The sequence below is a fragment of the Streptomyces sp. CB02400 genome, from assembly GCF_001905725.1.
Taxonomy (GTDB): domain Bacteria; phylum Actinomycetota; class Actinomycetes; order Streptomycetales; family Streptomycetaceae; genus Streptomyces; species Streptomyces atrovirens.
In genome coordinates this window covers 24,720-38,261 of record NZ_LIWB01000011.1, presented here as the reverse complement: position 1 = coordinate 38,261, position 13,542 = coordinate 24,720, and the positions used below count along the sequence as shown (strand labels likewise).

Annotated in this window: 11 protein-coding genes and 3 pseudogenes; 6 read left to right on the top strand and 8 right to left on the bottom strand. The window is 67.9% G+C overall.

Features of this window, described 5'->3' with window-relative positions; translation table 11 throughout:
- Positions 1-161 precede the first annotated feature (161 nt).
- The gene (locus AMK33_RS43290) at positions 162-761 is read left to right on the top strand and encodes a hypothetical protein (RefSeq protein WP_235618186.1); all 600 of its coding nucleotides are present in this window, start codon (positions 162-164) and stop codon (positions 759-761) included.
- Positions 762-1,438: 677 nt separating this feature from the next.
- Here AMK33_RS43290 and AMK33_RS24680 read toward each other — a convergent pair.
- The gene (locus AMK33_RS24680; RefSeq protein ID WP_073935143.1) at positions 1,439-1,987 is read right to left on the bottom strand and encodes a GNAT family N-acetyltransferase; all 549 of its coding nucleotides are present in this window, start codon (positions 1,985-1,987) and stop codon (positions 1,439-1,441) included.
- Between the two features lie 94 nt (positions 1,988-2,081).
- On the opposite strand from AMK33_RS24680, the gene AMK33_RS24675 reads away from it, so the two are divergent.
- Positions 2,082-2,564: a hypothetical protein gene (locus AMK33_RS24675; RefSeq protein ID WP_235618185.1), complete on the top strand. Its 483-nt coding sequence runs from the start codon at positions 2,082-2,084 to the stop codon at positions 2,562-2,564.
- Here AMK33_RS24675 and AMK33_RS45240 read toward each other — a convergent pair.
- Together AMK33_RS45240 and AMK33_RS45235 are read right to left on the bottom strand one after the other, a co-directional pair.
- A pseudogene (locus AMK33_RS45240) lies at positions 2,556-2,860 on the bottom strand (transposase); the annotation flags it as partial. The gene AMK33_RS24675 and the pseudogene AMK33_RS45240 sit on opposite strands and share 9 nt — an antisense overlap.
- A gap of 21 nt (positions 2,861-2,881) precedes the next feature.
- Positions 2,882-3,211 (bottom strand): annotated as a pseudogene (locus AMK33_RS45235) (transposase); the annotation flags it as partial.
- Positions 3,212-3,726: 515 nt separating this feature from the next.
- Here AMK33_RS45235 and AMK33_RS24665 point away from each other — a divergent pair.
- The 4 genes from AMK33_RS24665 to AMK33_RS24655 all read left to right on the top strand — a co-directional run bounded on the left by AMK33_RS24665 (position 3,727) and on the right by AMK33_RS24655 (position 7,426).
- The gene (locus AMK33_RS24665) at positions 3,727-5,043 is read left to right on the top strand and encodes a hypothetical protein (RefSeq protein ID WP_143203861.1); all 1,317 of its coding nucleotides are present in this window, start codon (positions 3,727-3,729) and stop codon (positions 5,041-5,043) included.
- A gap of 328 nt (positions 5,044-5,371) precedes the next feature.
- Entirely contained in the window at positions 5,372-5,899 is a 528-nt protein-coding gene (locus AMK33_RS24660) for a hypothetical protein (RefSeq protein WP_235618184.1), read from the top strand.
- 458 nt (positions 5,900-6,357) lie between these two features.
- Positions 6,358-6,522, top strand: coding sequence for a hypothetical protein (locus tag AMK33_RS42490; protein ID WP_158075137.1), 165 nt, complete (start codon positions 6,358-6,360; stop codon positions 6,520-6,522).
- 160 nt (positions 6,523-6,682) lie between these two features.
- Positions 6,683-7,426 carry a hypothetical protein gene (locus tag AMK33_RS24655; RefSeq protein WP_143203860.1) on the top strand — a complete coding sequence of 248 codons (744 nt, stop codon included), beginning with the start codon at positions 6,683-6,685 and terminating at the stop codon, positions 7,424-7,426.
- A gap of 546 nt (positions 7,427-7,972) precedes the next feature.
- Here AMK33_RS24655 and AMK33_RS42945 read toward each other — a convergent pair.
- The 5 genes and pseudogenes from AMK33_RS42945 to AMK33_RS24630 form a co-directional block, all read right to left on the bottom strand.
- A pseudogene (locus AMK33_RS42945) lies at positions 7,973-8,377 on the bottom strand (LmeA family phospholipid-binding protein); the annotation flags it as partial.
- 86 nt (positions 8,378-8,463) lie between these two features.
- Positions 8,464-9,387, bottom strand: coding sequence for a carbohydrate ABC transporter permease (locus AMK33_RS24645; RefSeq protein ID WP_079194949.1), 924 nt, complete (start codon positions 9,385-9,387; stop codon positions 8,464-8,466).
- Between the two features lie 2 nt (positions 9,388-9,389).
- Entirely contained in the window at positions 9,390-10,283 is an 894-nt protein-coding gene (locus AMK33_RS24640) for a carbohydrate ABC transporter permease (RefSeq protein WP_073935141.1), read from the bottom strand.
- A 110-nt stretch (positions 10,284-10,393) separates the two neighbouring features.
- Positions 10,394-11,710, bottom strand: coding sequence for an ABC transporter substrate-binding protein (locus tag AMK33_RS24635; protein WP_073935140.1), 1,317 nt, complete (start codon positions 11,708-11,710; stop codon positions 10,394-10,396).
- A gap of 44 nt (positions 11,711-11,754) precedes the next feature.
- Entirely contained in the window at positions 11,755-13,491 is a 1,737-nt protein-coding gene (locus tag AMK33_RS24630; RefSeq protein ID WP_073935139.1) for an alpha-glucosidase, read from the bottom strand.
- Positions 13,492-13,542 lie beyond the last annotated feature (51 nt).

Genomic DNA, 13,542 nt, shown 5'->3' with positions numbered 1-13,542 from the left:
CCACCTCCGCCGAGCAGCTGGCCTCCGCCTCGGCCCACGCCGAAGCGGTCCACATCGGCGCGTGGAACGAGACCCCCGGCCTGCTGTTCAGCACACAGCTCCCGACGGACGGCGGAACGATGACCGTCCACGCCCTCCAAGCACCCGGCAGCGGAGGTCGGTTGTCCCCGGCGGAAGGCCGTGAGCCGAACCTGAACGCCCCACCGTTCCAGGCGAACATGATGCCGGACATCCACCCGCCGGCCGAGGGCCTGGTGGCACCGGAGCCTGTACGGGGCTGCCACGTGCAGCCGAAGGACTACGCCTGGTTCCAGGAGTCCCTGGCCCACACCACCGCGGCGGGCCTCATGGCCTTCGCCGGCTCCGGCCACGCCACCGCCCGCCACCTGACCGACCGGCAGGGCCGCAAACGCTTCACCGGCCTCGAACACGCGGCCAGCATGAGCATCCAGGACGCCGCCCACATCCTCTTCGGCAACGAGTACGTCGGCACCGACCACGTCTTCCGCCTCAACGGCCCCCGCGTCGAGGCGTTCTCCGGCGTGGACAAGGAAGTCTTCCGACTCCTCACCAGAGGCGACATCGAGGAGTACCGCGCCCTCGTCCACGCTAGCCGCGGCGTCCGCCCCCGCCTCACCTTCGACAAGAACTGGGGCGGCCCCGTCTCCGTCCACACCGACGGCTCCGTCTTCGCCCTGCGACTGCTGCCGGGGCAGGACGAGGAGCCTCGCCCGGGCTCGGGCCGGTGGACCCGCCCCTGAGGACAAGGTCGTGGCCGGAGCTCGCCCTGCCAGGCGCCCTGCACGTATTGGGCCTCCGATACCGCGTGAACCTGCCCATTCCTGGATGTCGCAGCGCCGTGCCGACGTCAGCTTCACTCGAAGGCGGACCGCGGTGTTCGTGGCCAAGGCTGGTTCTGGCACGCGTACCAGAAACACCTACGCGCTCCGAAGCACAACGCCGAGTGGTGGAGCCAGATGCTCCGGGCAGCACCCTCCGAAACGAGGAAACCGATGCACATCTCCTGCCCCTGGGTTGGCTGCCGCTGCGCATCCGGGAGCACGAAAGCGTGGATGGTGCCGTTGGCAAAGTAGCGGCAGCCCTTGCCACCCGTGACCATCCTCTGGCCCTGCGGCTGCAGAACCCGAAGCGCTCCATGGAACCAGGCCCCTGAGCAATCCGATCGAACGGCCCGGATTCACTTGCGTGCTGTGAGCTCGGCGAGCAGGGCCACAACCGTGGCGGCTCCCACGACGGCGGCACCCGCTTCTGGTGCGTACAGAGCCAGGATGGTCACGAGCACACCGACCAGCAGGTCGTCCCGGCGCCGGGTTGGCGCCCGGTGTGCGGCCCCGGACGGAGGCCCGGCCTGGCTGCTGACCGTCACGGTCGCGTCGGGCGCCGGGGCCACTCCGTCCGTGTGCCGTCTGCTGTCCGCTCAGGGGCAGGGCATGCTCATGTAGAGCGCCTGCTCGCCTTCGGAGGGGGTGCCGTCATAGAGAGCGGTGTCCAGCCCGCAGAAGGCGAAGCCCATCCGCCGGTACGCGTGAATCGCGGGTGCGTTGATGTTGGTGACCTCCAGCCAGAGGTGTCCGGCGCCCCGCTCGCGGGCGAACTCCACCGCGACCCCCATCAGCGCCCGGCCGACGCCCCGTCCCCGGTGCTCCGGGGCGATCTCGATGTCCTCCACGGTCAGCCGGCGGTTCCACCCGGAGTACGAGACGGTGACGAACCCGGCCAGGTCGCCGACGGCTCCGTGGGCGACGAAGGTATGGGAGTCCGCGTCGTCGCCGTCGTACTCGTCCTCGGGAAACACCTTGGTCAGGGGCGGGTCCACCTTGACCTCCCGCAAGGCGAACCCGTCGTCGGCGACGGTCACCTGGAAGACCGTGCCGGTGGTGAAAGAGCCGTCCAGGGCCTCGATGGCCTCGGCGTCCTCGGGGACGGCGGTGCGGTACCGGTAAGCGGTGTTGTCAACGGTGGTCACGGCACGACGTTAAGGCCGCTCGGACCACGACAGGACGGCTTTGGACGTCGTTTCTTTTGGCGCTTCACAGGTCGAGCTATGCAGGGACACTGCTGTGGTGCTGTTGACGTGGATTGCCGAGGTGGCGGACGAGCCTCTGGTGCTGGAGTCGGCTGACCGGCAGGTGGAGTGGGAGACCAACTCCTGGTCACTGGGTGCGGCGGACGAGGACAGGAATTCGTTGTCCGTTGCCGAGGTGGTGGCTGCCTTCGAGCGGACTGCTGCTGCCATCCGGGAACGCATCCGCGATCTGGGGTTCTCCGGGGTGGCGACGTTCTACGTGTGGCACGACAAGCAGGCAGGACGGCTCCGGTGCTCGACCGGTTCTGTGCCCCCGGATGCGTTGCCGTTCAGCGGTACCTATGTGGCTTCCGACGACCTCGGTCCGGTCATCGAGGGATTTCTGGCCGACAGCGAGCCAGGCTTCATCGCCTGGTCGGACCTGGACGACGCGCGGAGTCTCTCAGAGCTGACCGAGACCGAGCCGGAGATCAGGCCATTCGGTGTCTGGGTCAGCAGTGTCGGAACCTCACACTGACTGGTGAGGCCCGTCCACACGGACGAGCCGGCGGTGACAAATGAGGGCTGCGGCTATGCCGACGAAGGCGAGGAAATGTTCTGCCTTGCGTTCGTAGCGGCGGTGAAGCCGACGGCAGCCGGCGAGCCAGGACACGGTCCTCTCAACAACCCATCGGTGGCGGCCGAGCCGCTGGGAGGACTCGATCCCTTTGCGGCGATGCAGTGGCGGATACCCCGCTTGCGGAGCCAATGGCGCAGATGGTCATAGGCGTAGCCTTTGTCGGCGTGCAGCTTCGCCGCCCGGCAGCGGTCGCGGTCGGAGGTCCAGGCTTTGGGCAGGGAGAGCTCCCGGTCCACCAGGGCCCGGCCCGAGCTGGTGGTATAGGCGGCGAACACCCCGATCTGGTAGTTGTCGATCTTTCCCGAGGTGCCGGTGCATTGTCGGCCGACCCCGGCCGAGGTGGTGCCCTTCTTGATGAACCCGGTGTCGTCGATGATCAGCACTCCGTTCGGTCCGAGCCGCTCGGCGACGTAGGCACGGACGTCGTCACGCGGGGCGTCCGCGTCCCAGACGCTGCTGTTCAGCAGCCGCTGAAAGCCGTCGGGGGTGCGGTGGCCTGCCCATTCCGCGAGCTGCCAGCCGTTCTTCCGTGTCGCCCGTCCCAGCAGACCGCGGACGTAGTCCCGTCATCCGCCACCGCAGATCCGCCCGAGTGAACCGGCCCGCCACCCGGGCGAACACCGACTCCAACTCGTCAGCCCGACAACCGACTTCAGTCATGCCCTCCATGCCAGGACAACGACAATCTCCAGCTCAGAACACGAGCCGCTGCCGGAGTATTAGGTGGGGGAACGGAAGAGGATCAGGCAACGCCAGGGTCGTCGACGTCCACACCCGACCAGCCCCAGGCCGGCGTCGGCTTCACGCGCGACCAGGCCGCGCCGGGCAACGAGGCGTTCCAGCGGCACACCGTGCGGGACGTCACACCGACGTGTAGGCGGCGGACATCCGTCACGTGCCCGCCCACCGCGGCACGCTGCGCGCATCCTTGCCACGAGGGGTGAGCGTGAGCGTGCCGGCTGCCCCGGGCCTGCCGTGCGAGTCCCCCGCCGCTGCCCCGGGTCGTCGTCCTGCGGGGCCACCGCACCCGATGCCGGCCCGGCATGCCAACATCGTCCGCATGACCGACAGCTACTCACACGACAGCCATGAAGACGCCGTCCACACGGTGGCCGAACTGCTGGAAGCCGACTTCGGAGACTGGGAGTTGGCCTCAGTGAAGGAATGGGCGGCTGCCCGCCCCGGCTGGGAGTGCGGCGGGGCAGGCGACGGCCGGGTGACGCTCGTCTCGGGCCGTGCGGGTATCTCGTTGGTCCTTGAGGCGGGCAAGCTCGGCTTCGAGTCCACCCGGTACACCACCGGCCAGGTCCACCTGCTGACCCACGCCTACCGGTCCCGGCCGGGAGGCGCCGCCGGCGACCGGATAGCCGGGCTGGCTCGTGCCCTCGCCGCGGTTGGGAACCCGGTGCGCTACGAGGACTGCGGCGGCGCCCCCGGTCTGCGCTGGCGCGGCGAGCACCACACCCTGATCTTCCAGAGCAGCCGACGTGCCAGCTGGCTGGCCCTGCATCCCGTCCCGCCCCGCCACGCCGACGCCGCGGACACGGCCGAGTCACTGCACGACACCGGCAAGCCCGGCGAGCGGGCACGGGTGCTGTCCTACGAGCCGGGAGCCACCCTCGCCCAGCGCAGGACCGCCTTCGGCGACCTCTTCGACGCCGTCGTCGGCCGCATCGGCAGCCCCACCCTGTTCGGCGGCTCCGCCGAAGGGCCGAACATCCGCTGGCGCAACGAGCGGCGACTGCTGATCCTCAGCGGCGACCGCCACGGAGCCCTGCTCGAGGTGCACGACACCGGGGAACTGGAAGAAGAGGAACACCGCGACTTCAAGTGGGGCGGGTCGTGGAGTGCCGACGAGCCGTCGGACTTCCATTCTCTGCCCTACCTGTGGCAGCTCGACCGCGGCGGTTCCGGCTGGGGGCCCGACGTATACCCCGGCGGTCGGCTGGCCCTGGGTCCGGACCACCTCCAGGACGCTCTCGGGCTGATGCTCCACTCGTTCGTGGAACACCTCCCCGCCCAGGTCGGCGAGAACTGGGCCGGCTTCGTGATCACCCACCGCGGCCGGGACACCGTGCAGATCGCCTTCGAGCCGGACAGCGGTCTGCGGCTCTTCCGTTACGACCGTGCCGAACACGACTCCGCCGAAAAGACCGCGGCGATGCACGAGATCGGCTGGCAGCAACGCGAACGCTGGCGGTGGGCGGCCGTGTTCCCGCAGGACGGCGAGGACTCCGCGGCACGGGCCGCCCGCCTCATCGTCACCCAACTGCGGTCGGACGGCGTGAACAACCCGGGCGAGGAGTGCGCCCTGCGCGACGTCACGTGCAACGACATGGGCACCTTCGACCTCTACGGGACGGGCATCGGCCGCTGAAGGCGGCAGGCGCCACTGCCGAGGCCGGGAGGGCAGGGCTGGGCGGTCCGAGGTCCAGGGGCGACGGAGCAGGGCCGTGGTGCCGGTACTCGGCCACCGCCTCTCCCCCTTCTCCGCTCCGTGTTCTACGGATGGGCCGCTTCGTCCAGGGGGCCGGGCGCTGCGGTGGCAGTTCCATGCCGACGTGAACACGAGCATCCGGACCGGGACTTGGCACCCCCTGAGCGGGGTGCCTGGCTCCCCCTCGGAAGGTTCGCTACGTGGCTCGTCAGCTCGCTCGCGGTATGGGGTCGTTCTTCAAGGGCTGCGGCTGTGCCAGGGCGACGCGGTGCACGAGTTGGAGGCCGACGGTGTTGGCCGGGGGAATCAGGTCAACATCCTGCGCACCCTCAAGGCGATTCTGCGGGACGCATACGACAAAGGGGCGATGGCGGATGACCCGGTCAAGGGGGTGTACGAGCCGGAGTACGTCCGGGAGAGGGGGGTCATTCCGGACCTGGCCCATCTGAAGCAGGCTCTGGCTGTCGCGGGTGACGATCTTGCTCTGGAGATCGTGATGATGGCGGGGTGCGGACTGCGCAACGGCGAAGCGCGGGCCGTGAACGTCAACAACGTGGTGGCGGACGGCGTGTACCGGGTGCACCAGCAGATCCACTCCAACACGCACCGGCCCGCGAAGCTGAAGCACCGCGAGCTTGGGGAGTTCCGGGAGGTGCCGCTGCCCCGCTCGGTACGGGAGGCGATCGAACGCTATGAGGAGAAGCACGGCACGACGAAGGAGGGGTATCTGCCGCGGGGGCCGAGCGGGTACTACACGGAGCCGATGGAACGCCGGCGCGTCCGCGCCCTCGCCTGAATGGATCACTCCGTTTTCGTGGTGTGTCCCGGTGCGCCGCAGCATCGCTTGCGGCGGCGTCCGTGACCGGGACGCCGGCGGCACACGGTGCCGTACACGGCATGAAGGGGAGCGCACCGCACCATGGGGACGTGGAGTGACTGGGAGGACGTCGGCGGGACGATCCTGTCGGTGCCGAGCGCGGCATCACGGACGGGCGACCGTATCACCGTGGTGGCGCGCGGGACGAAGAACCAGATCGTCTACCGCTCCTGGAACGAGTCCAGCGGCTGGGGCGACTGGGGGACCTGGGCGGGGGCCTGGTCCTCGACCCGGCGATCATCTCCGGCAAGCCCGACCGGCACACCGTCTACGGGGTCGGGGGCGGATCCACCGTCTACCGCAGGTCCTGCATCAACGGCAGCGGCCGGGGCGGCAGCTGGTCCAAGACCAACGAGACCACCGAGATCCGCAGCGGCGTGGCGGCGGCGTCAGCCCGCGAAGAGCGCATCGACCTGTTCGGCCTGAACAGCGTCAACCAGGTCCAGCACGCCACCGCCCCGCCCGGCTCGGGCTGGCGGCCGTTCAACAACATCGGCGGCACGATGCAGGGCACCGTCGCCGCCTCCTGCTGCGCCGGATGAAGACTCGTTTCGACGTCACCCGGCGCGCCTGACCCGGCTGAGGCGGGCCCAACTCCCCGGCGACGCACGGACCTTCGGCGAAGAGGGCGAGGGTCCGGCGTTGGCGGCGGCAGGAGCGTTTGGACTTGGCGACTGACGCGGGACGAATACCATGCTCCTCATGGCCGACCCCCTGTATCCCCTGGCCCACGACGAAGACCTCCCCGAACTAGGGACCTACAACGCGATCGGCACGATGCTGCTCCACAATTCCCGTGCCGATGAGAGCGGCGGGTTCTTCGCCACCTGCTGGTTCATGGTCATCCTGCCGGTTGTTCCGCTCAGTCGGTACTACGTGCGGCAAGCCGGGTACAGCGATGAGAGTGGGCTCTTCTCCGTCAGGACGACCACCAACTACGAGATCGTCGGCAGGTCCAGGGTCCGCTGGACCGAGGCAGTCCGGACCTATCTGGCCTGGTGGATCGTCATGCCGGCCGCCCTCGTCGGGCCCAACGTCGTTGCCGCGGTGGGCTGGGAGGACGAGAACGCCGGGTTCTACGGGATGATCGTCTCCGTGGGGCTCCTCTTCCTGCTGCTCACCTTGTTCTTCGTGTACGGGAGGTACTGGAGACCCGTCCGCGAAGTCCGCTGGGCCGAGGGCGAGACGGGTGGGACGGACGGCCGAAGGTGGCAGGGACTCGCCTCGATGCTGCAGATGGCCGTTCTCGTGGGGCTGCTGGGCTTCTTCCTGGGGGTCGTGATCTTCTTCACCGCGCTGGCCATGGGCGAGATCCCGACACGCCTCGACCCCGAGCCGAACCCGTACGCCGATACGGTGCTTCACCCCGTCACCCTGCTGGCCGGACTACCCGTGGTGACGGGCATGCTCACTCTCGCGGTACTCGCCAGTCGTCGCCGGCGCTGAGAAGGGCGGGCCCCCGGCCTGCCCCCGGCACCCACCGCGGCGGTCACCAGGTCAGCAAGCCAGGACGCCTTCGCACCCCATGCTGACCATTTGCTGACCTGAGCGACCCCACTGCGCCTCTGACCTGCACAAACGTCCAGATGCTAGATCTTGGGCTTGAACAGAGTACGCAGCACTTCGGACTCCTCCGAGACGGCTCCCTGCCTGCTTTCTGCAGGTCAAGGGCGTCCTCGACTTTACACCGACACCCCCGTTCGATGTTTGTGAGGAACATCGCTCCGGCCTGACAGGGAGGCTTCTCACTTGGGTTTTCGTCCTGTAAAGGCGCCTGTTGGGGCGACCGTCTCGGAATGCTCGAGGGCTCATGCTGACCAGATGCTGACTTATCTGACGATGCGGCAGGCAGGCACTTCCTCGAGCACGGAGCCATCTTCCGCATCGACCTGGAAAGTGTTCAATACACCCGGCACCTGTGTGATCCGAGCCGAACCGGGCCCGCAGCCGACATAGGCGTCTCCGCCAGGACCAGCGGCCCTGGCCCGCCCCTCACACGGAAATGGACGCAGTGGCGGCGGCCGGCCGGAAGGTCACCGTGTCACCGGTGAAGTGCGCATTGAGCCCGCTCGGCGCGACAGTCACCGATCGCAGGTGCAGACCCTCGGGAATGTTGCGCAGCGGAATGGGTTCGGCAAGAACCTTTGCGAGCAGAGCCTGTCCCGCAGCCGGCAGTTGTCCCTGCGTGACGCTGAAGTCGGTGAAGGCGATGCGATTGGCGGAGACGGCTGCGACAGCCGTGCTCACGGTGGCCTCTCCGCTGAACGGCAGGACGAGCTGGGCCCTGACCCTGCCTGTCTCGCTGTCTCCTTCGATCTCGAGGCCGAGTGCGTCCGACAAGTCCTCGTACGACGAGAACGCCGTCGCGTCCACGGCCTGTGCGTGGGTCTGATCGGCATCGCTGGAGGATGGTTGAACCCCGGATCCGGCGGCGGGGCAGGTGCGAGCCGGATCCGGGGCGGCATGGGACCCCGGTGGGAGGACTACTTGACGGCGCCGGCGGTGACGCCGCGAGTGAGGGAGCGCTGGAAGATGAGGAAGAAGACGACCATGGGGACGACGCCGAGGAGGGCTGCGGCGCTCATGGAGGTGGGGTCGCTGGTGTACTGGCCCTGCATGACGGACAGGCCGAGGGGGACGGTCTGGTTGTCGTTGGAGATGAGCAGGACGAGGGGGTAGAGGAACTCGTTCCAGCTCCAGACGAAGAAGAACACGCACATCACCGACAGGGTGGGCCAACTCATGGGCAGGATGATGCGCCACAGGATGGTCCAGCGGCCGGCGCCGTCGAGGGAGGCGGCCTCGATGAGTTCCTTGGGGAAGCTGCTGAAGACGGAGGACAGCAGGTAGGTGCCGAAGGCGCTGTAGGTGATGCCGACGAGGATCGTGTAGCCGAGTTTGCCGTCGTAGAGGCCCATCTCCTTGAACAGGTAGTAGACGGGGTAGACCAGTCCTTCTTGCGGCAGGACGTTGACGCCGAGGAAGAAGACGAGGAAGGCGGTGCGCCAGCGGACGCGGCCGATGCCGATGGCGTAGGCGTTGAAGAGGGCCAGGACGACGGCGATGAGGACGACGCCGAGGCTGATCTGGATGCTGTTGACGAGCTTCTGTGTGAAGTCGACGCGTTCCCAGACATCGCCGATGATGTCCCAGTTCCAGCGCTCGGGCCAGGACAGTGACCCGTTGGTCCGGTAGTCGGCGCTGGTCTTGAAGGAGTTGAGCAGGATGATCGCGAAGGGAGCGAGGAAAGCGAGGACGAAGACGGTGACCGCGGCCACGACGGCGTAGGAGCCGGCACCGCGCTTGCCGGGTGCCCTGTTCTTCAGCCGGCGTCCGGGGGTAGCAGGGCTGGGGGTGTTCGTGCTCTTGGTGCGGGACGTGACTGGGGTGGTGGTGTCGGTGGTCATGGTCATCCGTCCTCGCGGGCCTGGCGGGTGAGCATCGTTCCGGCGATGATCAGCACGAGCAGGGTGATGGTGCTGGAGATCGCGGATCCGTAGCCGACGTCGGCGCGTTCGAAGAAGTTCTGGTAGGCGAAGTAGGCGGGGACGAGGGTCGAGTTGCCGGGGCCGCCGCCGGTGAGGACGAAGATCTGGGCGAAGACCTTCAGGCCGGCGATGGTGGTGGTGACGAGGACGACGTAGACCTCGGGCCGCAGGATGGGCACGGTGATGCGGGTGAAGCGCTGCCACCAGGAGGCGCCGTCGAGTGAGGCGGCCTCGTAGAGTTCGGGGTCGATGCGCTGCAGGCCGGACATGAAGAGTACGAGCGGGTAGCCGAGCTGCATCCAGACCAGGACGCCGAGGACGACCCAGAGGGCGAGGTCGGGGTCGCCGAGCCAGTTCTCGGCGAGGGAGCCCAGTCCGATGGTGTCCAGGATGCTGTTGACGGCGCCTTCGGGGGCGAGGATCCATCCCCACATCAGTCCGGTGACGGCGACGGGGATGACCTGGGGCAGGTAGAGGCCGGATCGGAAGATGCCGACGATCCCGTCACCGTGCTTCTTGCCGATGTAGTCGAACAGCAGCGCGGCCAGGAACAGGCCGAGCAGGGTGGGTACGACGGCGATGCCGATGATGACGAAGGCGATGTTGCGGAAGGAGGCCCAGAAGTCGGCGTCCTGGAAGAGGCGTGTGTAGTTGTCCAGGCCGATGAAGGTGGGGTCGCCGATGCCCTGCCACGCCGTCAGGCTGTAGTAGAAGGTCATCACCAGCGGGACGACGAGGAAGAGCAGACTCAACAGCAGGCCCGGCGCGAGGAAGACGGCATAGCCCGTGGACCGCGGGTGACGTTTGGTTTTCACTGTTGCTCCTGGTTGGGCGGGACGGCTGCCGCGGTGGGCCCGGGCAGCCGTCCCCGGAACGCGTGGTTGCCGGCCGGCGGTGCGACGAGGTGACGGCCGGGGCGGGAACGTCAGGGCCTGGTCGCGCGGTACTTCTCGTAGGGGGCCGCCAGTTCGTCGAGGACGGATTCGGCCTTCCCGCCGTTCATGAGGTTCTGCGTGGCGGCGACCCACGTGTCGTAGTACCCGGCGACCGGCCAGTCGGGGTAGAAGGCCAGGCCGTCGTTCTCCTGGATCTGCGCGAAGGCTTCGGTCAGCTGGCGGGACTTGGGGTTGGTGATGTCGGCCGGCTTGGCGGCGAGCGGGACGTTGCCTTCCTCACCGATCAGCTTCTGGATCTTGTCGGACATGGTGATGTCGATGAAGTCCTCGGCGAGCTTCTTGTTCTTCGCCTTGGTGGGGATGACCCAGTTGTTGCCGCCGGAGCCGAGGGTCCTCTCGCTGCCCGGGTAGGGGGCGGTGGACCATTCGAAGTTCGTGATGTCGGTGGTCAGGCTGCCGAACCACCAGTTGCCGCCGACCATGATGGGGCGCTTGGCCGAGACGAACTGCTCGGTCATGTCGTTGCCCTTGAGGCCGACGTCCTTCTTGTCGAAGTAGCCCTTGTCGAGCCACTCCTGGTACTTGTCCACGGCGTAGGTCATCTCGGGGCCGTGGAAGTCGACCTTGCCCAGGTAGCGCTGGTAGTTGTCGACCCACGTGTTGTTCGCCTTGGACAGGGCGAACAGGTAGAGCCAGTGGCCGGCGGGGTGGTCGTTGCCGGCGTTGGCGAGCGGGGTGATGCCGGCGGCCTTGAACTTCGCCAGCGCGGCCTCGAAGCTCGCGAAGTCGGTGGGCTTGGCGACGTTGTGCTTCTTGAACAGGTCGTCGTTGTAGTAGGTGAGGACGAACTCACCGTAGTTCGGTACGCCGTACCACTTCTCGCCGCCCATCTCGCCCTTGGCGTTGTAGCGGGCGGTGACGGAGGCGCTGTCGCTGATCTTCCTGTCCCAGCCGTGTTCCTTGACGACCGAGGTGAGGTCGGTGAGCAGCCCCTGCTTGGCGAGCTGTCCGGTGGTGGCGTTGCCCTTGTTGTACTCCATGACGTCGGGCGCCTTGTCGGAGTTGAGGATCATGCCCGCGTTCTGCTGGATCTGCTCGAACGTCTTGCGCTCGAAGACGACCTTCACGTCGGGGTGGGTCTTCTTGAACTCGGCTATCGCCGCGTCCCACGCCTTGCTCAGGGCCCCGTCCTCCTGCTCGTAGTGCCACAGGCGCAGGGTCTTGCCGTCGCCCTCGGCGGTGTCGGAGCCGCCGCAGGCGGTCAGCGGGGCCAGCAGGGCCAGGGCGGAGACCGCGAGCAGGAGCGGCCTTCTGCGCAGAGCGGGGCGGATGCGCGGGTTGTTCATGGCTGTTTCCTCGGAGTGCGTCGTTGCGACAAGGGCGGGCGGTGTCAGCTGGTGGTGCGTCGGTGAACGCGGGCTTCCCACGGGCGCAGGGTGTGCGGGGTAGTGAGAGGGGCGGTGGCGGGGACGTTGGCGATGAGGGTCTCGCTGTGTTCCCAGCCGTCGGGCAGGTCGACGGTGAGGTCGGTTCCGCCGAAGTTGGCCAGTACGAGCAGTTCGGTGCCGGTGGCCGCGTCGTGGCGGGTGAAGGCGTAGAGCTGTTCGTGGTCGGGGTGGAGCATGTGGAAGTCGCCGTGGGTGATGGCGGGTTCGGTGTGCCGTAGGGCGATCAGGCGCCGGTAGTGGTGGAAGACCGAGTCCGGGTCGGCGAGCTGCGCCTTGGCGTTGACGTCCGTGTGGTCGGGGTTGACCGTGATCCACGGAGTGCCGGCGGTGAAGCCGGCATGTTCGGTGGCGTCCCACTGCATCGGGGTGCGGGCGTTGTCCCGGCTGCGGTGCCGCAGCCCTTCCAGGATCGTCGCGGGGTCGGTGCCCAGGGTGGTCTGCTCACGGTGGTGGTTGAGCGACTCGATGTCCCGGAAGTCGTCGATCGAGGTGAACGGGGCGTTGGCCATGCCCAGTTCCTCGCCCTGGTAGACGAAGGGCGTGCCACGGTGCAGGTGCAGGACGGTGGCCAGCAGCTTGGCGGAGCGGTCCCGGTGTGCGGGGCTGTCGTCACCGAAGCGGGAGACCACCCGGGGCTGGTCGTGGTTGCTGAAGTACAGGCTGTTCCAGCCGGTCTCGCCCAGGCCGGTCTGCCAGCGGCCGAGGCTGGCCTTGAGGTCGGTCAGCTTCAGGGGGCGGACGTCGAACTTGCCGCCGGGGCCCTGGTCGAGACCGACGTGCTCGAACTGGAAGACCATGTCGAGTTCACGCCGGGCGGGATCGGTGAAGAGCTTGGCCTCCTCGACGGTGACGCCGGGCATCTCTCCCACGGTCAGCAGGCGGCGCGGATGGCCGGCGAACACCTCGCGGTGCATCTCGGCGATGTAGTCGTGGACACGGGGGCCGCACACGTAGTACGGGTGGCCGAGACCGTAGCGGGCGCCCTCGGGGACGATCCCGTCGGGCAGGGCCGGGTCCTTGGAGATCAGGTTGATGACGTCCATGCGGAAGCCGTCCACACCTCGCTCCAGCCACCAGCGCATCATGGCGTACACGGCCTGCCGGACTTCGGGGTTGTCCCAGTTCAGGTCGGGCTGCTTGCGGGAGAAGGTGTGCAGGTAGTACTCGCCGGACGCTTCGTCGAACGTCCATGCCGGGCCTGAGAACCACGACTCCCAGTTGTTCGGCTCCGCTCCCGGGGTTCCGGGCTCCATGCCCTCCCGCGGCGGGCGCCAGACGTACCAGTCCCGTCGAGGGCCGTCCGGGCCCCCGTCGCGGGAGGCGGTGAACCAGGCGTGCTCGTCGCTGGTGTGGTTGACGACCAGGTCCATCACCAGCTTCATGCCGCGTTCGTGCACCGAGGCCAGGAGCCGGTCGAAGTCGGCCAGTGTGCCGAAGAGCGGGTCGATGTTCTGGTAGTCGCTGATGTCGTAGCCGTTGTCGTCATGCGGGGAGGGGTAGACCGGGGAGAGCCACAGCACGTCCACGCCGAGCTCGGAGAGGTAGTCCAGGCGCTCGGTGATTCCCTGCAGGTCGCCGATGCCGTCCGCGTCGGAGTCGGCGAAGGAGCGCGGATAGATCTGGTAGACCACCGCGTTGCTCCACCAGGAGTCGGCGGGGCTGGCCACGTTTTCGGGCACGTCAAACCTCATCGTGTGTACTCGGCTACTTGAAGTGATGGTCGAGGGGTG

Bases quoted from the DNA above. Each gene is read 5' to 3' on its own strand.
- AMK33_RS24665 (WP_143203861.1), top strand. From the start codon at position 3,727: ATGACCGACAGCTACTCACACGACAGCCATGAAGACGCCGTCCACACG.
- AMK33_RS24635 (WP_073935140.1), bottom strand. From the start codon at position 11,710: ATGAACAACCCGCGCATCCGCCCCGCTCTGCGCAGAAGGCCGCTCCTG.
- AMK33_RS24655 (WP_143203860.1), top strand. From the start codon at position 6,683: ATGGCCGACCCCCTGTATCCCCTGGCCCACGACGAAGACCTCCCCGAA.
- AMK33_RS24645 (WP_079194949.1), bottom strand. From the start codon at position 9,387: ATGACCACCGACACCACCACCCCAGTCACGTCCCGCACCAAGAGCACG.